General features: G+C 70.4%; 17 protein-coding genes. 1 reads left to right on the top strand and 16 read right to left on the bottom strand.

Annotated features, from left to right (window positions below; all coding sequences use genetic code 11):
* Positions 1 to 206 precede the first annotated feature (206 nt).
* Positions 207 to 980 (top strand): HAD-IIB family hydrolase, encoded by a 774-nt coding sequence (locus ACTJJ4_RS18055; RefSeq protein ID WP_440944609.1) that lies wholly within the window; start codon positions 207 to 209, stop codon positions 978 to 980.
* A gap of 132 nt (positions 981 to 1,112) precedes the next feature.
* Here the strand turns inward: ACTJJ4_RS18055 and ACTJJ4_RS18050 are convergent, their stop codons facing one another.
* From ACTJJ4_RS18050 to ACTJJ4_RS17975, 16 genes are all read right to left on the bottom strand, one after another.
* Positions 1,113 to 2,372 (bottom strand): alpha-hydroxy acid oxidase, encoded by a 1,260-nt coding sequence (locus ACTJJ4_RS18050; RefSeq protein ID WP_440944608.1) that lies wholly within the window; start codon positions 2,370 to 2,372, stop codon positions 1,113 to 1,115.
* A gap of 25 nt (positions 2,373 to 2,397) precedes the next feature.
* A complete protein-coding gene (locus tag ACTJJ4_RS18045; protein ID WP_440944607.1) occupies positions 2,398 to 3,111 on the bottom strand; it encodes a FadR/GntR family transcriptional regulator in 714 nt (237 codons plus the stop codon).
* A 70-nt stretch (positions 3,112 to 3,181) separates the two neighbouring features.
* On the bottom strand, positions 3,182 to 3,748 hold the full coding sequence (locus tag ACTJJ4_RS18040) for a hypothetical protein (RefSeq protein ID WP_440944606.1): 567 nt from the start codon (positions 3,746 to 3,748) through the stop codon (positions 3,182 to 3,184).
* 94 nt (positions 3,749 to 3,842) lie between these two features.
* Entirely contained in the window at positions 3,843 to 4,472 is a 630-nt protein-coding gene (locus ACTJJ4_RS18035; protein ID WP_440944605.1) for a thymidine kinase, read from the bottom strand.
* A gap of 10 nt (positions 4,473 to 4,482) precedes the next feature.
* A complete protein-coding gene (gene mqo / locus ACTJJ4_RS18030) occupies positions 4,483 to 5,943 on the bottom strand; it encodes a malate dehydrogenase (quinone) (protein WP_440944604.1) in 1,461 nt (486 codons plus the stop codon).
* A gap of 47 nt (positions 5,944 to 5,990) precedes the next feature.
* Positions 5,991 to 7,064, bottom strand: a complete 1,074-nt coding sequence (locus ACTJJ4_RS18025; RefSeq protein WP_292704762.1) for an aspartate-semialdehyde dehydrogenase — start codon at positions 7,062 to 7,064, stop codon at positions 5,991 to 5,993.
* 139 nt (positions 7,065 to 7,203) lie between these two features.
* Entirely contained in the window at positions 7,204 to 7,686 is a 483-nt protein-coding gene (locus ACTJJ4_RS18020; RefSeq protein ID WP_440944603.1) for an N-acetyltransferase family protein, read from the bottom strand.
* Positions 7,687 to 7,726: 40 nt separating this feature from the next.
* Entirely contained in the window at positions 7,727 to 9,013 is a 1,287-nt protein-coding gene (locus tag ACTJJ4_RS18015) for an aspartate kinase (RefSeq protein ID WP_440944602.1), read from the bottom strand.
* Positions 9,014 to 9,100: 87 nt separating this feature from the next.
* Complete coding sequence (locus tag ACTJJ4_RS18010; RefSeq protein ID WP_440944601.1) at positions 9,101 to 10,024, bottom strand: DMT family transporter; 924 nt, start codon at positions 10,022 to 10,024, stop codon at positions 9,101 to 9,103.
* Positions 10,021 to 10,614: a recombination mediator RecR gene (recR, locus tag ACTJJ4_RS18005; RefSeq protein WP_285636729.1), complete on the bottom strand. Its 594-nt coding sequence runs from the start codon at positions 10,612 to 10,614 to the stop codon at positions 10,021 to 10,023. Before recR ends, ACTJJ4_RS18010 begins: the two co-directional genes overlap by 4 nt.
* Positions 10,614 to 13,205: a DNA polymerase III subunit gamma and tau gene (locus ACTJJ4_RS18000; protein ID WP_440944600.1), complete on the bottom strand. Its 2,592-nt coding sequence runs from the start codon at positions 13,203 to 13,205 to the stop codon at positions 10,614 to 10,616. The genes recR and ACTJJ4_RS18000 overlap by 1 nt, the downstream gene beginning before the upstream one ends.
* Before the next feature lie 41 nt (positions 13,206 to 13,246).
* Positions 13,247 to 14,311, bottom strand: a complete 1,065-nt coding sequence (locus ACTJJ4_RS17995) for a hypothetical protein (protein WP_440944599.1) — start codon at positions 14,309 to 14,311, stop codon at positions 13,247 to 13,249.
* A 2-nt stretch (positions 14,312 to 14,313) separates the two neighbouring features.
* Positions 14,314 to 16,806, bottom strand: coding sequence for a glycoside hydrolase family 65 protein (locus ACTJJ4_RS17990; RefSeq protein WP_440944598.1), 2,493 nt, complete (start codon positions 16,804 to 16,806; stop codon positions 14,314 to 14,316).
* Between the two features lie 34 nt (positions 16,807 to 16,840).
* Positions 16,841 to 17,581 carry an HAD family hydrolase gene (locus ACTJJ4_RS17985; protein WP_440944630.1) on the bottom strand — a complete coding sequence of 247 codons (741 nt, stop codon included), beginning with the start codon at positions 17,579 to 17,581 and terminating at the stop codon, positions 16,841 to 16,843.
* A gap of 380 nt (positions 17,582 to 17,961) precedes the next feature.
* Positions 17,962 to 18,996 (bottom strand): GTP 3',8-cyclase MoaA, encoded by a 1,035-nt coding sequence (gene moaA / locus ACTJJ4_RS17980; protein WP_440944597.1) that lies wholly within the window; start codon positions 18,994 to 18,996, stop codon positions 17,962 to 17,964.
* 49 nt (positions 18,997 to 19,045) lie between these two features.
* Complete coding sequence (locus tag ACTJJ4_RS17975) at positions 19,046 to 21,346, bottom strand: FdhF/YdeP family oxidoreductase (protein WP_440944596.1); 2,301 nt, start codon at positions 21,344 to 21,346, stop codon at positions 19,046 to 19,048.
* Positions 21,347 to 21,394 lie beyond the last annotated feature (48 nt).

The raw sequence follows: 21,394 nt of genomic DNA, 5'->3' as shown, positions 1-21,394 counted from the left end.
GGTCGCATTCCGTCCGTTCCCAGCATCCGCTGTCCGTCCAGGTCGCACTACGTCCCGCTATCCCTCGCGAATACCGGGACGAATCGCGACCTGAGCAGCCTGCCACAGCGGCATTCACGGACGAATCGCGACCTGGATCGGGAGCACGTGCCCGAGCAGCCTCTCCGCGCTCCCCCACAGCTCCCCTCCGATACCCTGTAATCACTATGCCTACGCCTCGCCTGGTCGCCTTCGACCTCGATGACACGCTCGCACCATCGAAGGGCGAGATCGACGTCCGCATCGCGGATCTGCTGCGGGCACTGCTGCAGCGCGTGGACGTTGCGATCATCTCGGGCGGCAACGAGGACCAGTTCCGCACGCAGGTCATCGCCCGGCTCGCCGACACGATGGCATCCGATCTCGCGCGGCTGCACCTGCTGCCCACCTGCGGCACCCGCTACCTGCGGCACGACGGTGCGGCGTTCGCCGCTGTCTACGCCCACGACCTCACCGACCAGGAGAAGTCCGACGCGCTCACCGCCCTGCGCGAGGAGGCCGAGCGCCTGGGTCTGTGGGAGAGCCGCACCTGGGGCGAGATCCTCGAGGACCGCGGATCGCAGATCACGTTCTCGGCACTGGGTCAGCAGGCCCCGCGCGATGCGAAGCACGCCTGGGATCCGGACGGCGCGAAGCGGGCCCTTCTCCGCGACGCGGTCGCCGCGCGCCTGCCCGGCCTGGAGGTGCGCTCCGGCGGCTCGACGAGCATCGACATCACGCGCGCAGGCATCGACAAGGCCTATGGCATGCGCCAGCTCGCCGATCACACCGGCATCCCGCTGGCCGACATGCTCTTCTACGGCGACCGGCTGGACGAAGGCGGAAACGACTACCCGGTGCTCGCGATCGGCGTGCCCTCCGTGCCCGTGGAGGGCTGGGAGGACACGGCGGACAAGCTCGACGAGCTCATCGCCGGTCTGCCGGACCGCGTCGCCCGCTGACGGCACCGGACCCGCGTCCCAGAAGGTGCGGGTAACGAGGCGGCAGGCCGGCCCGTTCTGAGACAGGCCGCGCGCCGTGTCGCAGAAGCGGCGGGCCCGGGCTGACCCGACCCGCCGCTTCTGGGACACGTCTCAGCGGACGACCGACTCCGCGGCGCCCTCGGCCACCGGCACCAGACGCGCCAGCTGCGTGACGTGCTTGGGCTCGAGCTCGGCCAGCGTGGAGACACCCAGCAGACGCATCGTGCGCTCGATCTCGGTGCGCAGGATCGCGATCGTGCGGTCCACGCCCTGACGCCCTCCGGCCATGAGGCCGTACAGGTATGCGCGGCCGATGAGCGTGAAGTCGGCGCCCAGGGCGACAGACGCCACGATGTCGGCGCCGTTCATGATGCCGGTGTCGACCATCACGGTGAAGTCGTCGCCCACGGCCTTGCGCACGTGCGGAAGCAGCCGGAACGGGATGGGCGCGCGGTCGAGCTGACGCCCGCCGTGGTTGGAGAGCACGATGCCGTCGACGCCGGCATCCTTCAGCCGCACCGAGTCCTCCACGTTCTGCACGCCCTTGATCACGATCTTGCCGGGCCACAGGTCGCGGATGACGGCGAGGTCGTCGTAGCTGATCGTGGGGTCCATGGCGGCGTCCAGCAGCTCGCCGACGGTGCCGCCGGTGGTGCTGAGGGACGCGAACTCGAGCTTGGGAGTGGTGAGGAAGTCGTACCACCACCACGGCCGCGGGATGGCGTTGATGATCGTGCCGAGGGTCAGCTGCGGCGGGATGCTGAAGCCGTTGCGCTTGTCGCGCAGGCGAGCGCCCGCGACAGGCGTGTCGACGGTGAACTGCAGGGTGTCGAAGCCGGCGGCGGCGGCGCGGCGGGTGAGCTCGTACGAGATCTCCCGGTCGCGCATGACGTACAGCTGGAACCAGTTGCGTCCGTTCGGGTTGGCGGCCTTCACACCCTCGATCGAGGTGGTGCCGAGCGTGGACAGGGTGAACGGGATGCCGGCGGCTGCCGCCGCTCCGGCGCCCGCGGTCTCCCCCTCGGTCTGCATGAGACGGGTGAAGCCGGTGGGCGCGATGCCGAAGGGAAGCGCGGACGGGCCGCCGAGGATCTCGACGCTCGTGTCGACGGTGGGGGCGGGCTTGAGGATGCCGGGGTGGAACTCGACGTCCTCGAAGGCCTGGCGGGCGCGCGCCAGCGACAGCTCGCCCTCTGCGGCGCCGTCGGTGTAGTCGAAGGCGGCCTTCGGCGTGCGGCGCTTGGCGATGGTGCGCAGATCGTAGATCGTCAGCGCCGCGTCGAGACGGCGCTTGCGTCCGTCGAGCTCGGGCTTCTTGAACTTCATCAGCTCGAGCAGCTCGGCGGGATTGGGCAACTGGCGCTGGACCATGGTGTTCTCCTCTGGACGGTGCGTGTCAGTGGTCGCCGGGCACGAGCCCGGCGGCGGTGTAGTAGCCGGTGATGTGGTCGTGGACGAGGGTGCGCGCAGCATCCGCTCCGCCCGCCTCGATGGCGTCGACGATGCCGTGGTGCTCCGCGCGCAGCCGTGATGCCATGGCAGCCCAGTCCTCGATGCGCGCCGAGCCCTCCAGCACGTAGGACTCGATCGCGGTGCGCAGGCCCGCCATCATCGCAGCGATGACGGTGTTCCCCGACGCCTCGGCGAGTGCGTAGTGCAGCTCGGCGTCCAGGGCGAGAAACTCAGGGGCGGTGAGGTCATCGGCATCCATGGCGGTCAGGATGCCTCGGACTCCGGCGAGGTCGCGCTGCGGGTCGGCGGCCAGACGCGCGGCGACGGCGTCCTCCAGCACGAGCCGGGTCTGCACGACATCCGCCAGCGGGAAGCCCTGTGCGGCCACCTGGAGCCGCAGCAGCGTCGACATGCCTCCGGAGGGCGCGGCGATGACGATCGCGCCCGCCTGGGGCCCGGAGCCGGTCGCCGTGCGGATCAGCCCCATCACCTCGAGCACGCGCAGCGCCTCGCGCACGCTGGAGCGCCCGACGCCGAGGTCTGCGGCGAGGTCGCGCTCGGACGGCAGCCGGTCCCCTGGGCCGAGCGCGCCGTCGAGCAGATCGCTCTCCACCCGAGCGAGCACGGTGCGCCAGGCGCGCGCTGTGGTCTCCGGCATCCGTCCTCCTGTGGTCAGACCACAGGTTATCCGATGTGGTCAGACCACGCAAACGCCGTTTCGGTGCTTCTCAGTCGACGGGCGGAAGCCACTCGACCTCGGGGTCGGGGCGGAGAACGAGGACGTCGCCAGGCTGGATCTTCTGATGGGCGGGGCGGGAGCGCAGCGGCTCGAGACCGCTGTTGTAGCCGATGATGCTGTAGTAGTCGGTGACGCAGAAACGCTTGTTGATCGCGAGAATGGCATCACCGGACGCCACCGTGTAGCTGACGATCTCGCCCGCGCTGTTCAGCTTCACCGCACCCTTCGCAAATTCGCGCGGGCCCAGGTCGATCAGCTCGCCGTCAAGCACCCCGGTGACCTTCCCGGCGCCCTCCGTGAAGCTGTGGCCGGTCTTCCTTCCGTCCTGCACGAGCGAGATCACCGGACGCGGCGAGGGGCACGGGTCGAGCGGCGTGCTCACGGGCGTCGGCGTCGACGACGGCTTCGCGGGCGAGACCGCGGCGGGCTCGGCCGCGACGGGCTTCTCCGACGGCGTGGAAGCGGCGGGCTCGGACGCCGCCGTGCACCCGGCGAGCGCGATCACGACCAAGGTGAGACCCGCGATCGCGGAGGTGAGTTTCGCTGCGCTGGACACGTTCCGATGGTGGCATCTGCGTGCGTGGAAAGCCAGCAGTTTCAGCGGCCCAGCGCTCGGCGGTCCGATGCGGCCGGTGATCGGCCTCCGGGCGTCAGCCCAGCACTCCCCCGGACTCCTCGAGGTAGCAGTTGCCGCACAGCGACTCGTAGGTCACGGCGACGCCGTCGATCGCGACCTGGTCGCCGTCGAACACGAACCGGTCGTCCACCTTGCGCCCGTTGAACACGGCCTTGCGGCCGCAGCGGCAGATCGTCTTCAGCTCCTCGAGCGTGTGAGCGATCGCCAGCAGCCGGGCGGAGCCCGGGAACGCATGCGTGCGGAAGTCGTTGCGGATGCCGTAGGCGAGAACGGGGATGCCGTCCAGCACCGCGATCCGGAACAGATCGTCGATCTGCTCGGGCGTGAGGAACTGGGCCTCGTCGATCAGCAGGCACGCCACGTCGGCGGGCGCCGCGGGGAGCAGCTCCTCGTCGACCTCGTCGCGGATCCGCTGCCGATGCACCGCGAACAGCGCACGGGCGTCGTCCTCGGATCCGATCAGGAAGTCGACCTCACGCGTCATGCCGAGGCGGCTCTCGATCTGCGAGGCCCCCTTGGTGTCGATCTCGGGCTTGGCGAGCAGCACCCGCTGCCCGCGCTCCTCGTAGTTGTAGGCCGCCTGCAGCAGAGCCGTCGACTTGCCCGAGTTCATCGCGCCGTAGCGGAAGTACAGCTTCGCCACGGTGGTTCCGTCAGCTCTGCAGCGACAGGGTCGCCGAGGTCTCCGCGAACGTCTTCTCCGCCAGCTCGGGCTGGTCGTTCAGCTTCTCCCCCAGCGTGGGGATCAGCTCGCGCAGCCGGGGCTCCCAGCCCGCATACTCCTCGGCGAAGCAGCGCTTGAGCAGGCCCAGCATGATCGGCACGGCCGTGGACGCGCCCGGCGATGCGCCCAGCAGACCCGAGATCGAGCCGTCCGCCGAGGTGATCACCTCGGTGCCGAACTGCAGGTTGCCGTTGTGCATGACCTGGGCGCGCTGACCGGCCTGACGCAGCGTCCAGTCCTCGTCCTTGGCGTCAGGCATGAGCTCTCGCAGGTCGTCGACCTTGCGGCTGTGGTTCTTGAGCAGCTCGGTCACCAGGTACTTGATGAGGTCGAAGTTGGTGACCGCGACCTTCAGCATGCTGAACAGGTTCGACGGACGCACCTGCGTGACGATGTCCCAGTTCGAGCCGTTCTTCAGGAACTTCGGGCTGAACGTGGCGAACGGCCCGAACAGCACCGAGGTCTCACCGTCGACGACACGCGTGTCCAGGTGCGGAACGGACATCGGCGGGGCGCCGACGGTCGCCTTGGAGTACACCTTGGCCTGGTGCTTGGCGACGATCTCGGGCTTGGTGGTCATCAGCCACTGGCCGCCGATCGGGAAGCATCCGTAGCCCTTGATCTCGGGGATGCCGCTGTTCTGCAGAAGCTTGAGGGCCCAGCCGCCGGCGCCGACGAACACGAAGCGCGCCTTGACCTGGCTGGGGGTGCGGCCGACCGTCTGGCGGTTCTTCACCAGCCACGTGCCGTCCTTCTGCTTCTTGAGCGAGCGCACCTCGTGATTGGGGAGCACCTGCACGCCGGAGCTCTTCAGGTGGTCGAAGAGCTGGTGGGTCAGGGCGCCGAAGTCGACGTCGGTGCCGCCCGTGACGCGTGTCGCGGCGAAGGGCGCGTCGGCGGTGAGCCGCTTCTCCATGAGCAGCGGCGCCCACTTGTTGATGACGCGGGAGTCCTCGCTGTATTCCATGTCGGCGAACAGCGTCTGCTTCGACAGTGCCTCGTAGCGCGTCTTCAGGAAGGAGACGTTCTTCTCTCCGCGCACGAAGGTCATGTGCGGAGTCGGGTTGATGAACGTGTCGGGCTCGCTGAGCACGCCGCGGTCGACCAGGCTGGACCAGAACTGCCGGCTGAGCTGGAACTGCTCGTTGATCGAGACCGCCTTGCTGACGTCGACGCTGCCGTCGGCCGCCTCCGGCGTGTAGTTCAGCTCGCAGAGCGCGGCGTGGCCGGTGCCCGCGTTGTTGAACGCGTGCGAGCTCTCCTCGGCGACGTCGCTGAGTCGCTCATAGGCGACGATCTTCCAGTCCGGCTGCAGTTCGTGCAGCAGGGTACCCAGAGTGGCGGACATGATGCCCCCACCGATCAGAACGACATCGACGGTTTCAGTCACCCGATAAGTCTAGCCGTCGGCATCCGTCCCGATTTCCGCGCGACGGCTCAGGCGGATGCCGGGACCAGCCGCTTCGCGAGCTCCTCCGCGATCTGCACGGCGTTCAGCGCGGCGCCCTTGCGCAGGTTGTCGTTGCTGATGAACAGCACGAGTCCCTTGCCCTCGGGCGCGGACTGGTCGGCGCGGATGCGGCCGACGAAGCTCGGGTCCTTGCCCGCCGCCTGCAGCGGGGTCGGCACCTCGTCGACGACGACGCCCGGGGCTGCGGCGAGGATCTCGTAGGCGCGCTCCGGGGTGATGTCGTTCGCGAACTCGGCGTGGATCGAGAGCGAGTGGCCGGTGAACACGGGCACCCGCACGCAGGTGCCTGCGACGCGCAGATCGGGGAGGCCGAGGATCTTGCGGCTCTCGTTGCGGAGCTTCTTCTCCTCGTCGGTCTCGTTGTCGCCGTCGTCGACGATGGAGCCGGCCAGCGGGATGACGTCGAAGGCGATCGGCGCCACGTACTTCTCCGGCTGCGGGAAGTCGACGGAGGAGCCGTCGTGCACGAGCCGCAGGGTGTCGCCCTGGGCGAGCACGCCCTCCACCTGGCCGAGCAGCTCCTGGGCGCCGGCGAGTCCGGAGCCGGAGACGGCCTGGTAGGTGCTGACGATCAGTCGCTCGAGACCGGCTTCGGCGTGCAGCGCCTTCATGACGGGCATCGCGGCCATCGTGGTGCAGTTCGGGTTGGCGATGATGCCCTTGGGGCGCTCGTCCATGGCATCCGGGTTGACCTCGCTGACGACCAGCGGGACCTCCGGGTCCATCCGCCACGCGCTGGAGTTGTCGACCACGACGGCGCCGGCGGCGGCGAACTTCGGCGCGTAGGCGCGGCTGGCGGTCGCGCCCGCCGAGAACAGCGCGATGTCGATGCCCGAGGCATCCGCGGTCTCCACGTCCTCGACGATCACGTCGGTGCCGCCGAAGTCGATGCTCGTCCCGGCCGAGCGGGCGGAGGCGAACAGCCGCAGTTCGCGGATCGGGAACGAGCGCTCGGCGAGGATCTCGCGCATGACGGTGCCGACCTGTCCGGTCGCGCCGACGATGGCGATCGAGAAACCTGAGTCTGAGATGCGGGTCATGAGCAGTCCTTGGCGTGGAGACGGTGCGCCAGGCTCAGCCCCGGGTGAGGATGCTGCGCCCGGCGCCGATGTCAGGGTTGCGGCGAGTCTACCCGCTCGCGATGGCGACGGGACCGGTCGTGACAGGCGGAGGTTCGGGTCAGACCTGGTCGATGTACGTGTGGAACGGAGCGCGGAGGGCGACCCGGTCGTACAGGCGCTGCGCGTCGGTGTTGGTGTACGAAGTGATCCAGCGCACCTCGATCAGGCCCTCCTCGCGGGCGATCTCGTGCAGCCGGCTCAGCAGCGCGCGGCCCACTCCCCCGCCGCGCACCCCGGGCGAGACGAAGAGGTCGTCCAGGAAGATGGCCGTCGCGCCGCGCGACGGGCGGACGAAACGACGCCAGTGCGCGATGCCGATCGGCGTGCCGTCCCGCAGCGCGAGCAGCGCGTTCAGCTCGTGGCCGGGATCCTGCAGCCAGTTCCAGACCGTGTCGATGACGGCGTCGTCGTGCTCGAGATCGTAGAAGTCGCGGTAGCCGCGGAACAGCACGGCCCAGGCGTCGCGATCGGCCGGCTCGAGGTCGCGGATCGTGAGATCTCCTGCGTCCGATTCGGTCTTCGCCCCGGCATCCGTCGTCATCCGACGATCGTATCGGGCCGGCGCCGTCGCACGTCGGACGTCAGCGGCCGGTGCCGGCGTGGACGACGGCCTCGATCTCGCTGTCCAGACCGTAGGCGGTGTGCACGGCCCGCGCCGCCTGGGCCAGGTCGGATCCGCGCACCACGACCGAGATGCGGATCTCGGAGGTGGAGATCATCTCGATGTTCACGCCGCCGCGGCTGAGCGCGTCGAAGAGGATCTCGGAGACGCCCGAGTGCGTGCGCATGCCCGCGCCGACGACCGAGAGCTTGCCGATCTGGTCGTCGTGCAGCAGGTTCTCGAAGCCGACCGCGGCCTGCTCGGCCGCGAGCGCCTTGATGGTGCCTGCGGCGTCGGCCTTGGACAGCGTGAAGGAGATGTCGGTGCGGCCCGTCGATGCGGCCGACACGTTCTGCACGATCATGTCGACGTTGGCGCCCGACTTGGAGACGATCTTGAAGATCTCGGCGGCCTTGCCGGGAACGTCCGGCACGCCGGCGACGGTGATCTTGGCCTGGCTGAGGTCGGTGGCGACGCCGGCGACGATGGGTTCTTCCATGGCTGCTCCCTCGGATTCGCGGGGGTTCTTCATGCCCTCGCCCAGAACGTAGGTGCCCTCGGCGGACGAGAACGTGGATCGTGCGTGGATGAGCACGCCGTGACGGCGCGCGTACTCGACGGCCCGGATGTACAGCACCTTCGCGCCGTTCGCGGCGAGCTCGAGCATCTCCTCGCTGGAGATGTGGTCGAGCTTGGCGGCGCGCGGGATGACGCGCGGGTCTGCCGTGTAGATGCCGTCGACGTCGCTGTAGATCTCGCAGACGTCGGCCTTCAGCGCAGCGGCCAGTGCGACCGCGGTCGTGTCGGAGCCGCCGCGGCCGAGCGTGGTGATGTCGCGGGTGTCGCGGTTGAAGCCCTGGAAGCCGGCGACGATGACGATCGCCCCCTCGTCCAGCGCCTCGCGCAGGCGCACGGGGGTGACGTCGACGATGCGCGCCTTGCCGTGGTGCGAGTCGGTGATCATGCCGGCCTGGCTGCCGGTGAACGAGCGCGCCTCGAAGCCCATCGAGTGGATGGCCATCGCCAGCAGCGCCATCGAGATGCGCTCACCGCTGGAGAGCAGCATGTCCAGTTCGCGCGGGGCGGGGATCGGCGCCACCTCGTGCGCGAGATCCAGCATCTCGTCGGTGGTGTCGCCCATGGCGCTCACCGCGACGACGACGTCGTGGCCGGCGCGACGGGTGTCGACGATGCGCTTGGCGACGCGCTTGATGCTCTCTGCGTCGGCGACGGACGAACCGCCGTACTTCTGCACGATCAGGGCCACGATCACTCCCGGGGACGGTGGGCGGAACCGCCCAGGATCATTGTACGGATCGGCTCCATGCCGTCCCGCGCATGTGACAGCGGTCGGCTACTCGACGGCCGCAGGCGCGGCCTCGGATGCCCGGGGCTTCAGCCGTCCGCCGGTGGCGGCGAACCAGCATCCGATCAGGATGATCGGGAAGCCGATCAGCAGACCAGGGGTGACCGGCTCTGCGACGAGCACCGTGCCGAGCACGATCGCGACGATCGGGTTGATGTAGGTGAACAGCGGGGCGCGCACCGGGCCGACCTCGCGGATCAGCGCGAAGAAGGCGACGAACGCGAGCGCGGTGCAGATCACTCCGAGCAGCAGCAGCGAGCCCGCAGAGCGAACGGTCGGCGGCTCGTGCGGCGTGAGCAGCGCCGCCGGCAGATACGCCAGCCCGATCGCGAACAGCGCCAGCGTGATCGTGCCGATCGAGGGGACGTCGGAGAGCTTGTACGCGATGACGAACGGTGCGATCGCATACATCACGGCGGTGAGCAGGATCTCGCCGATGGCGATCATGCTGGCCGGCTCGTGCGGGAACAGACCGGGTCCCGCGACGACCACGACCACGCCGGCGAACCCGACGAGCAGACCGCCCAGCCGGATCGGCGCGAGCGCGGACCTGTCGCCGCGCAGCAGGGCGATGATCACCGCGAACAGCGGCACCGTCGCGACCAGGAGCCCGGTGAGGCCCGAAGGCAGTTGCGTCTCGGCATGGCTGAGGAGCAGGAAGGGCCCGCCCATCTCCAGCAGACCGAACACGAGCACCCACGGCCAGTGCTTCCAGGCCGCCTTCAGCGCGCCGCTGCGGATCGCGAACGGGAGCAGCACGAGGCCGCCCAGCAGCGTGCGTCCGGCGACCACCGCCGGCGGTCCGAAGGTCTCGACCGCCTCCTTGATGAACAGGTAGGTGATGCCCCACACGAACGCCATGACGGCGAACAGGATCCACCCCTTCCGGGTGAATCCCGCCTGCGCGTTCACAGGCGTCGACGGCCCTCGAAGGCCCGTCCCAGCGTCACCTCGTCCGCGTACTCCAGGTCGCCGCCGACGGGCAGGCCGGATGCCAGCCGCGAGACGGTGATCTCCATGCTGGTCAGCAGCCGGCTGAGGTAGCTGGCGGTCGCCTCGCCCTCGAGGTTGGGGTTCGTGGCGAGGATGACCTCCTGCACGGTGCCGTCGGCGAGACGGGTCATCAGCTGGGCGATGCGCAGGTCATCGGGGCCGACGCCCGCGATGGGGCTGATCGCGCCGCCGAGCACGTGGTACAGCCCGCGGAACTCGCGGGTGCGCTCGATGGCCGCGACGTCCTTGGCGTCCTCGACCACGCAGATCAGCTCGGCGTTGCGGCGAGGATCGCGGCAGATGGCGCAACGGTCCTGCTCGGACACGTTGCCGCACACCTCGCAGAAGCGCACGCGGGCGCGCACCTCGGTGAGCAGCTCCGACAGACGCGCGACGTCGAAGGACGGGGTCTGCAGGATGTGGAACGCGATGCGCTGCGCGGACTTCGGGCCGATGCCGGGGAGCCGGCCGAACTCGTCGATCAGCTCCTGGACGATGCCGTCGTACATCAGTTGAACCTCGTCGGGGGCTGGTAGGGCTCTTCACGCAGGAAGCGGGCTCCGAGCACCTGGCGGATCACGGCCTCTCCCCGTCGCTCGACACCGCCGGCGACGGGCGCGACACGGGAGACGACAGGTGCCGCCGCGCGGGGCTCGGCCGCAGAGGACGCCGGTGCGGGCTTCGTGGGGGCGGTGACCGCCTGCGCTGGGGCAGAGGGCGCGGACATGGCCCTGGCCGGTGCCGCCGGTCCGCGACCGTAGGAGGCGGATGCCCGCGGATCGTCCTGCGGGCCGTCGTAGGCGGGGTCGTAGGGCGGCTCGTCGTCGTACGGAGGCGCATCGTCGAACGGTGGGTAGTCCACCTCGGGCGGCGAGTCGATCGCGCCGTCGACCGGCGGCTGCGGGGCGGATCCCGATGCCTCGGCATCGGCCGGCTCCTCATCCACCGGGAACTGCTGCTGCACGGTTGTTGTCGGCGCGGTGGACACCGGCGCTGCGGGTGCCGGTGCCGTGAGCACGGCTCCGGCGGGCGTCTCGGGGGCGGAGGTCGGGATCGGCGCGACGGCCCATTCCGTCACTGCGGCCGCCGCGGAGCGGGACGACGCGGATGCCGCGGGCGCACGTCCGCCGGATGCCGCCGGGGAGCCGACTCCGGAACCGCCGCCGCGCGCGGAGTCATCGATCGACTCGGGGGCGCTCATCGGGTTGGCCCAGCCGGCCGCGGGCGCATCGTCGCCGCCGACCGGCTGCTGAGGTGCGGGCGCGGGCGGAGCAGGACGGGGAGCCGACCCGCCGCCGGACGGCGGCAGCGGAGCGGGCAGGTACCTCACGGTGATGCCGAGCTCCTGCTCGATGGCCGTGCGCAGGTGGTCGGAGGGCCCCTGCCCGGGCTTCGTGCCCTTGAACTTCGGCACATCGGCCGCGCTCGCGAAGCCGAGCGTCAGCACACCGCTGTCGGGATCGTAGGCGAGCGGCTGGGTGCCGGTGGCCACCAGCCAGGACGAGCGGCTCGCCGACGCGAGGCGGTCCAGCACCGCCGACCACGCGGCGGAGATGCGGTCGAACGTGACGGGGCCCGTCGGAACCGAGACCTCCGGCTCCGCATCCGAGGTCATGGACTCCGACTCGGAGTCCGGAGACGTCGGGGCGGCGCCGTCCGCCGGCTCGGACTCGGCGGTCCCGGTGGTTTCCGCCGTCGCAGCGGCTTCGTCGGACGAAGCATCCGCGGCCGTCGAGGAGCCGGGCTCTTCGGAATCCGGCGTCGCGGCGGCGGATCCGGATGCGGGCGTCACCGACGCGGGAGCGCCGGACGCGGCCACGTCCGAAGGAGCCGCGGCGGAACCGGTCTGAACCGACGAGGACGGGGCAGAGCCCGCCGCCGCAGGACCCGAGGCGGAACCAGCGGAAGCGGAAGCGACCGGCGCCGGCGCACCGGCGGCCGGAGCCACGGCCCGAGGCGCGGTCGACTGCACCGCCGCCACCTGGCCCGCAGCATCCGCGGGCGATCCCGCCAGCACGCGAGCGACCAGCAGTTCCAGGTGCAGGCGCGGCGAGGTCGCCCCGGTCATGTCATCGAGCGCCTGGCTCACCAGATCGGCGGTGCGCGACAGACGGGCGGCGCCGAAGCTCGCGGCCTGCGCGACCATCCGCTGCATCTCGTCGGCGGGCAGCCCGCGCAGCACTGCCGAGGCGCCGTCGCCGACCGCGGCGATGACGATCAGGTCGCGCAGGCGCTCGAGCAGGTCGTCGACGAAGCGGCGCGGGTCCTGGCCCGTCTGCACGACGCGGTCCACGGCGGGGAAGGCCGCCGCCGCATCGCCCGCGGCGAGCGCCTCGACGATCTCGTCGAGCAGAGCCGCGTGCGTGTAGCCGAGCAGCGCGACCGCGCGCTCGTAGGTCACGTTGCCCCCGTCGGATCCCGCGATCAGCTGATCCAGCAGCGAGAGGGTGTCACGCGGCGAACCGCCACCGGCGCGGACGACCAGCCCCAGCACGCCCGGCTCGACCTGCACGCCCTCCTCGACGCACAGCTTCTCGACGTACTCGATCATCGCCGCCGGCGGCACGAGCCGGAACGGGTAGTGGTGCGTGCGGGAGCGGATGGTGCCGAGCACCTTCTCGGGCTCGGTGGTCGCGAAGATGAACTTCACGTGCGCGGGCGGCTCCTCGACCAGCTTCAGCAGGGCGTTGAATCCCTGCGGCGTGACCATGTGCGCCTCGTCGAGGATGAAGATCTTGTACCTGTCGCGGCTGGGCGCGAAGGTGGCCCGCTCGCGCAGGTCGCGGGCGTCGTCGACGCCGTTGTGGCTGGCGGCGTCGATCTCGACGACGTCCAGCGAACCGCCGCCGTTGCGGGACAGCTCCACGCAGCTCGGGCACACACCGCACGGGGTGTCGGTGGGGCCCTCGGCGCAGTTCAGGCAGCGCGCGAGGATGCGCGCCGACGTGGTCTTGCCGCAGCCGCGCGGACCGGAGAACAGGTAGGCGTGTCCGACCCGGTCGCCGCGCAGAGCGGTCATGAGCGGATCGGTCACCTGGGACTGCCCGATCATCTCCGCGAAGGTCTCGGGCCGGTAGCGGCGGTAGAGGGCTGTCGTCACCCGTCCAGCCTACGGCGTGCCTGGGACACTCGCTCGGCCGCTCACGCGTCCAGCAGGCCCCCGGCCAGCTCCGCCACGCCGCCGACCGCGTCGCCCAGGTCGATGACCGCGCCGACGAGCTGCACCGCGCCGCCGATCAGCTCGATCACCTGCAGCACCAGGGCGGTCGCCTCGAGCACATCGCCGACGCCCTCCACCGCGGGCAGCCCGTCGGACTGCACCCGCACCAGCTGCGCCCAGGAGCGCTCCATGCCGAACAGCACGGCGTACGGAAGCAGCCGCTCGTTGAGCAGGAACCGCTGCAGACGCTGCGCTGCGGCATCGGGCGACACGTCGCCGGAGAGCAGCGCCCCCTCCGTCGACTGCAGGAACCGCAGAGGCTCGGCCTCGGCGAGCGCCATGTACTCGCGCAGGCCGGCGAGGTGCGCCCGCGCCGGCTCGGACGCCGGCAGGAACGTCCGCCATGCCCGCGGCACGACCACCAGCGCTACCAGGCAGACCAGCATCCCGCACCCCAGCAGGATCGACGCCGCCACCGGTCCCTCGGCCAGCGCGGCGATCAGCAGGAAGCCGTTCCACAGCAGCAGGAGCACCGCGGCGGCGCGCAGCAGCGCGACGGGCCAGTGCCGTCGGCCGGGCCGGAGCAGTCCGGCATCCTCCAGCCGCTCCCGCGCGCCGTCGAGCACCGCCCGCACCCGGTGGGCGAGCGCGCGTCCGCTCGACGAGAGACGCCGCACCCGCTCCCGGCCTGCGCCGTCGCCCAGCACGGCCTCCAGCAGCTTCAGCTCATCGGCGCTGAACTCCGCGCCCTCGACGATCTCGACGCCCACCGGGGTGCGCCGGCGTGCGCGCCGGCCGGTGCCGTCCGGCTCCTCCGCGAGAAGCCGGATGCGCCTGCCCACCGCCATGTCGACGAGCATCGCGGCGGCCGCTCTGCGATCGGCATCCAGCAGCAGCGCGTCGTCGAGCACCGTCGCGCCGACGAGGGGCGCGAACTGCGGCCCCGGCGACGCCGGTGCCCGGTTCGACGCCACCCGCGCGAGGACCGCGAGGACCAGCACGATGAGCGCCGGGATCAGTCCCAGCACGATGACGGCGACCGTCATCCCTAGTCCTCGAACACCCCGATGACCGGAATCGACGTGGTGGTCACGGGCACGGTCGGCTGCATGAGCGTGCCGTCGTCGCGCCGGGCGTCCTCGAACTGGCGCAGCGTCGGGCGGCCGGGCCGCACGGGACCCTGACCCGCCAGCGCCACCACGGCCGGCTCGGCGACGGATGCCCGGTACGCGACCCCGCGCACGCTGAAGTCCACCGGATCGCCCGAGCGCACCTCGAGCCGCAGCGCCTCTCGTGTCACGGTCACCTGCAGCTGCGAGCCGTGCCACTGCAGCGCGTACGACAGCTCGGGCCAGTCGGCCGGCAGGCGCGGGTCGAAGCTCAGCAGCCCGTCGTGGTCGCGCATGCCGCCGAAGCCGCTGACCAGCGCGGTCCACACACCGCCGGCGGATGCCACGTGCACGCCGTCCGACGAGTTGTGGTGCAGGTTGCCCAAGTCGACGAACAGCGCCTGCTCGAAGTACTCGCGCGCGAGATCCTGGTATCCGACCTCCGCCGCCATGATCGACTGCACCACGGCCGACAGGGTCGAGTCGCCGGTGGTCAGCGGGTCGTAGTAGTCGAAGTCGGCAAGCTTCTCCTCGTCGGTGAAGTGGTTGCCCTGCAGGAACAGCGCCAGCACGACATCCGCCTGCTTGAGCACCTGGAACCGGTAGATCACCAGCGGGTGGTAGTGCAGCAGCAGCGGGCGCTGGTCAGGCGAGGTGCCCTCCAGGTCCCACACCTCGCGCTCCAGGAACAGCGAGTCCTGGGGGTGGATGCGCAGCGCTTCGCTGAACGGGATGTGGATCGCCTCGGCCGCCCGATCCCAGGCCTCCCGCTCCCCGGCATCCAGACCGGTGCGCTCGACCAGTGCGGCGTAGGCGGCCGGGTCCTGCTCGGCCATCTCGCGCACCACTCGTGCGGCCAGCCGCAGGTTGTACCGCGCCATCACGTTCGTGAACAGGTTGTCGTTGACGACCGTGGTGTACTCGTCCGGACCGGTGACGCCGTGGATGTGGAACGTCGAGTGGCCGTTGGTGCCGCGCCAGAAGCCCAGGGTCGCCCACAGCCGCGCGGTCTCGACCGCGATGTCGGCGCCCTCCCGGCGCAGGAACTCCTCGTCGCCGGTGGCGCGCACGTACTTGCCGAGCGCATAGCTGACGTCGGCGTTGATGTGGTACTGCGCGGTGCCTGCGGCGTAGTACGCCGACGCCTCCTCGCCGTTGATCGTGCGCCACGGGAACAGGGCGCCCGCCTCGTTGAGCTGGGCGGCACGACGGCGGGCGGCGGGCAGCATGAGCACCCGGGCGCGCAGCGCGTTCTTCGCCCACTGCGGCGACGTGTAGGTGAGGAACGGCAGGACGTAGATCTCGGTGTCCCAGAAGTAGTGGCCGCTGTAGCCCGAGCCGGTCAGCCCCTTGGCGGGGACACCGGTGCCGTCGGCGCGGGACGCCGCCTGCGCGAGCTGGAACAGGCACCACCGGGTGGCCTGCTGCAGGTCGTCGTGGCTGGCGATGCGCACGTCGGAGCGCTCCCAGAACGCCGCGAGCCACGCCTCCTGGGCGCGGAACAGGGCGTCGACGCCCTCCACGCCCACGCGGTCCAGCGAGCGGCGGCAGCGGTCGACGAGCTCACGCGGCGGCACGCCCCGCGAGCTGTGATAGCTGACGATCTTGCTGATCCGGATCGGCACACCGGCCTTCGCCTGCACGCGGAACACGTTCTTCGCGATGTCGGGCTCGATGAGCGTCCGGGCGCTGTAGTCGTTCTCGGTCTCGACCACGTGGTCGGCGACGACCGCGACGCTCATGCCCGAATCGTTCACCCGGTACGACAGCGCGGAGCGCAGCCCGTCCTGCCAGTACTCCACCGGCTGCAGCACGCGCTCGGTGATCTTCTCCGCCTTGCGCGGGTCGAAACCGGCCTTGCCCTCGGACTTCGACGCCATCGGGTCGCCTGCGTAGATGCCGGCGCCGTCCTGACGGTTCAGCAGCTGGCAGCTGATCGTGACCGGGGCGTCGGCGTTCTCCACCACGACCTCGAGCCGCAGCACCGCCAGGTGCCGCTCGTCGAAGCTGACGATGCGCTCGTCCCGCATGCGCACGCGCTTGCCGGACGGCGTGACCCACACGACCGTGCGCGACAGGACGCCCGTGCGCATGTCGAGGACCCGGGAGTACTCGTGGATCTCGGCCTCGTCGAAGGAGAGCGGCTCATCGTCGATGTAGACGCGCATGACCTTGGCGTCGGGGGCGTTGACGATCGTCTGCCCCACCTCGGCGAACCCGTACGCCTGCTCGGCGTGCCGGATCGGCCAGGTCTCGTGCAGGCCGTTGATGAACGTGCCGTGCTCGTGCGCGCCGCGACCCTCGATGTGGTTGCCGCGCAGACCGAGGTAGCCGTTGCCGACCGAGAAGATCGTCTCGGACACGCCGTCGTCGTCGTAGCTGGTCTCGATCAGGCGCCAGGGATCCACGGGGTGGCGTTCGCGGTCGATCATGCGTTCTCCGAAGGGAATCTGAAGGGTGAGGGGTTCAGTGCTTGTCGCCGTCGAGCAGACGCGCAAGATCATCGACGATACAGGTGGCGCCGGCCTCGCGCAGCGCGTCGGCGCCTGCGCCGCGGTCGACGCCGACGACCGTCGCGTAGCCGGCCGATGCCGCGGATGCCACGCCCGAGACCGCATCCTCCACGGCGATCGCCTCGGAGGGGTCGACTCCCAGCATCCTGGCGCCCTCGCGGAACATGTCGGGCGCGGGCTTGGACGCGAGGTGCTCGTGCTCGGCGACGACGCCGTCGACGACGATGCGGAAGAAGTCGCGGATGCCGGCGGATGCCAGCACCTCCGCCGCGTTCTTCGAGCTGGACACCACGCCCATCGGCACCTCGGCCGCGCGGAGCTGCTCCAGCAGCGCGAGCGAACCGGGGTACGGCGCGATGCCCTCACTGCGCAGGGCCGCGGCGAACGCGGCGTTCTTGCGGTTGCCGACGCCGCAGATGGTCTCGGCCTCGGGCGGATCGGTCACCTCGCCCCACGGGATCTCGATGTTGCGGCTGCGCAGCAGGCTGGCCACGCCGTCGTAGCGCTTCTTGCCGTCGACATAGGCGAAGTAGTCGGCGTCCGTGTACGGCTCGGTGACGCCCCAGCGGGTCAGCACCTCGTCGAACACGGCCTGCCAGGCGCGCATGTGCACTTCGGCGGTCGGGGTGAGCACGCCGTCGAGGTCGAACAGCACGCCCGCAGCGCGGCGCAGATCGGGCAGGTCTTCGGACACGATGGGACTCCTGGGGACGGTGCAGTTGTCGGGCACGGGTGCTTCGGCGGCCATGGCGCTCGGATCCGGTGTGGCGCTCCCCTCAAGCGTAGCGAGAACCACCCGCGGGGTCTCCCCCATCGCCGGACCCTTTTCCGCGCAGATCCGCAGGATCGCCGCGACCGCGGCGTCCGTGTCGGCGAGGGTCTGCTCGGTGCGGTGCCGGATGCTGAGCACCGTCGGCGCCGCCTCCCCCGGGCGCACCGGCGGACGCACGGTGTGGACGATGTGCGCGAGCGCCCCGCCGATCCCGTCGACCGTGCCGTGCGCGAGCTCGACCCCGTCGTCCGGCACGCGGTACGTCAGCGCGTCGCCGCGCCGGTCGATCAGCAGCTCCGCGCTCATCCGCCGATGTACGACATCTCGATGCGCTCCGCGGGTGTGTCGGCGGAGCGCAGCTCGGAGTAGCGGTCGTCGCGTGCACCCCAGATCTGCGCCAGGGCGGCCTCCAGCTCGGCATCCGAGCATCCGCCGCGCAGCAGCGCGCGCAGGTCGTGCCCGCGGGAGGCGAACAGGCAGGTGAACAGCTTGCCGTCGGCGGAGATGCGCGCGCGGGTGCAGTCGCCGCAGAACGGGGCCGTGACGCTGGAGATCGCGCCGATCTCGCCCGCCCCGTCGCGGTAGCGCCAGCGCGTCGCGGTCTCACCGGGGTAGGCGGGCTGCAGCGGTTCGAGCGGATGCACGGCGTCGATCCGCTCGACGATCTCGGCCGAGGACACCACCTGGTCGAGGTTCCAGCCGTTGGTGGTGCCCACGTCCATGAACTCGATGAAGCGCACGGTCACTCCGGTGCCGCGGAAGCTCTCGGCGATGCCGAGCACGTCGTCCTCGTTCGCGCCGCGCTTGACCACGGTGTTGACCTTAATGGCGTCGAAGCCGGCCTCCTCGGCCGCGCGGATGCCGTCGAGCACGCGCTCCAGCGGGAAGTCGATGTCGTTCATGGCGCGGAAGGTCGCGTCGTCGAGGGAGTCCAGCGAGACCGTGACGCGATTCAGCCCGGCATCCCGCAGCGCCTGCGCCTTGTGCGCGAGGGCCGAGCCGTTGGTGGTCAGGGCGATGTCGAGGCGCTCCCCCTCGGGGGTGCGCAGCTCGGCCAGCATCGCGATCAGCTTCTCGATGTCGCGGCGCAGCAGGGGCTCGCCACCGGTCAGCCGCAGCTTGTGCACGCCGTGCGCGACGCCTGCCCGGGCGACGCGCACGATCTCCTCGAAGCTCAGCAGCATGGCGTGCGGCAGGAAGTCGTGGTCGCGCCCGAAGACCTCCTTGGGCATGCAGTACACGCAGCGGAAGTTGCAGCGGTCGGTGACGGAGATGCGGAGGTCGCGCAGCATCCGCCCGCGGGTGTCCCGCAGTCGTGGTCCGAGCTGCAGTGCCATGTCCTCCACCGTAGTCGTCGCGTCCGTGCCCGCGGCCGGATCGGACCGCTCAGCGGGTGACGGGCTCCAGCCGGACGACCACGCCCTTCGACGCGGGCGTGTTGCTGCCGAGCGCCGTCAGCCCCAGCGGCACCAGCGGGTTCCCCTCCGGGAAGTAGGTCGCCGCGCACCCGCGCGAGGTCGGATAGGAGACCGCCTTGAACTCGTGGACCACGCGGTCGACTCCGTCCTCGTACTCGCTGTGCACGTCGACGATCTGCCCGTCGGCGATGCCGAGCTCCCTGAGGTCGTCGGGGTTCACGAAGATCACGCGGCGGCTCTTCCTGATGCCGCGGTAACGGTCGTCGAGACCGTAGATCGTGGTGTTGAACTGGTCGTGCGCGCGCATCGACTGCAGCAGGAGCCGGCCGGGAGGGCGCTCCAGGTACTCCAGCTCGTTGACGGTGATCATCGCCCTGCCGGTCGCCGTGGGGAAGGTGCGGGAGTCGCGCGGTCCGTGCGGAAGGATGAAGCCGTGCTCCTCGCGCAGCCGCGCGTTGAAGTCGTCGAACCCGGGGACGACGTGCTCGATGTGGTCGCGGATCCGGTCGTAGTCCTTCTCGAATCCGGCCCAGTCGATCGGCCCGTCGTCGCCCCACAGCGCCCGCGCGATGCCGACGACCACCGACACCTCGGACTTGAGCTGATCGGAGATCGGCTCGACCCTGCCGCGGGTGGCGTGGATCGCGCACACCGAGTCCTCCACCGACAGCGACTGCTCGCCGGCCGCCTGCCGGTCGATCTCGGTGCGTCCGAGCACCGGCAGGATGATCGCCTCGTCCCCGACGGTGAGGTGGCTGCGGTTGAGCTTGGTGGAGACCTGCACGTTCAGTCCGACGTTTCGGAAACCCTCCTCGGCGGCGTGCGTGTCGGAGACCGCCGAGACCATGTTGCCGCCCATGGCCATCCACACCTTGGTCCTGCCCTCGCGCATCGCCTGCACCGACTTGACCACGTCGTAGCCGTGCTCGCGCGGCACCGTGATGCCGAACTCCCGGTCCAGGGCTGCGAGGAAGCTCTCCGGCATCTGCTCCCAGATGCCCATGGTGCGATCGCCCTGCACGTTGCTGTGGCCGCGGATCGGCGAGGCCCCGGCGCCGGGCTTGCCGATGTTCCCGCGCAGGAGCAGCAGGTTCATGACCTCCTTCAGGATCCTCACCGCGTCCCGGTGCTGGGTGAGCCCCATCGCCCAGGTGATGATGACCCGCTCGGAGTGCAGATAGCGGTCGGCGAGCTCGTCGATCTCGGCCCGGGAGAGGCCGGTGGCCCGCAGCACCATGTCCTCGTCGAGGCTCCTGAGGTGCTCGCGGAACTCCTCCAGTCCCTGGCAGTGCTCGTCGAGGAACGCGTGGTCGAGCACCGTCCCCGGTGCGGCGTCCTCCGCCTCCAGGACCCGCTTCGAGAGGGCCTTCATCAGCCAGCCGTCGCCGCCCGCACGGATGAGCAGGTACTGATCGGCCAGGCCCGTGCCGCGGCCGATGATGCCGCGCACGCGCTGCGGGTTCTTGTAGCGGGTGAGTCCCGCCTCGTGCAGCGTGTTGACGGCGACGATCTTCGCGCCGTTGTCCTTGGCCTCCTCCAGCGCGGTGAGCATGCGCGGATGGTTGGTGCCGGGGTTCTGACCCATCACGATGATGAGGTCGGCCTTGCCGAAGTCGTCGTAGGAGATCGTGCTCTTGCCGATGCCGATCACCTCGCCCAGCGCCGTGCCGGTGGACTCGTGGCACATGTTCGAGCAGTCCGGGAGGTTGTTGGTGCCCAGCGTGCGCGCCATCAGCTGGTAGATGAACGCGGTCTCATTGGCGGTGCGGCCGCTGGTGTAGAAGGTGGCCTCGTCGGGCGAGTCCAGGGCCTTCAGCCGGTCGGCGATCAGGGTGAACGCGTCGTCCCAGGAGATCGGCCGGTAGTGATCCTCGCCCTGCGGCTTGTACACGGGTTCGATCAGCCGGCCCTGCATGCCCAGCCAGTACTCCGACTTGGAGAGCAGGCTGCTGATGGAGTTCTGCGCCCAGAACGCGGTGGGGATCGTGACCGGCGTGGCCTCCCAGGTGACCGCCTTCGCCCCGTTCTCGCAGAACTCGAACGTCTTGCGGTGGTCGGGATCGGCCCACGCGCAGCTCATGCAGTCGAAGCCGTCCTTCTGGTTCATGTCGGTGAGCAGGGTGAGCGCACGCCTCGCGCCCATCTCCCTGATCCCCGGCACCATCGAGTGCAGCACGCCCGGCACTCCCGCGGCCCATTCCTTGGGCGGGCCGACCTCCATGTCCCTCGCGTCATCGTCGATGTCCTGGATCGGGGCCTTGGCTGCCATCACACGCTCCTCCACCTGTCTCACCTGGCCTATCAGTGACATCCGATC

The sequence above is a fragment of the Microbacterium sp. 22195 genome, from assembly GCF_052056515.1.
In the GTDB taxonomy this organism is placed as follows: Bacteria; Actinomycetota; Actinomycetes; order Actinomycetales; family Microbacteriaceae; genus Microbacterium.
This window is presented reverse-complemented; position numbering and strand designations above follow the sequence as displayed.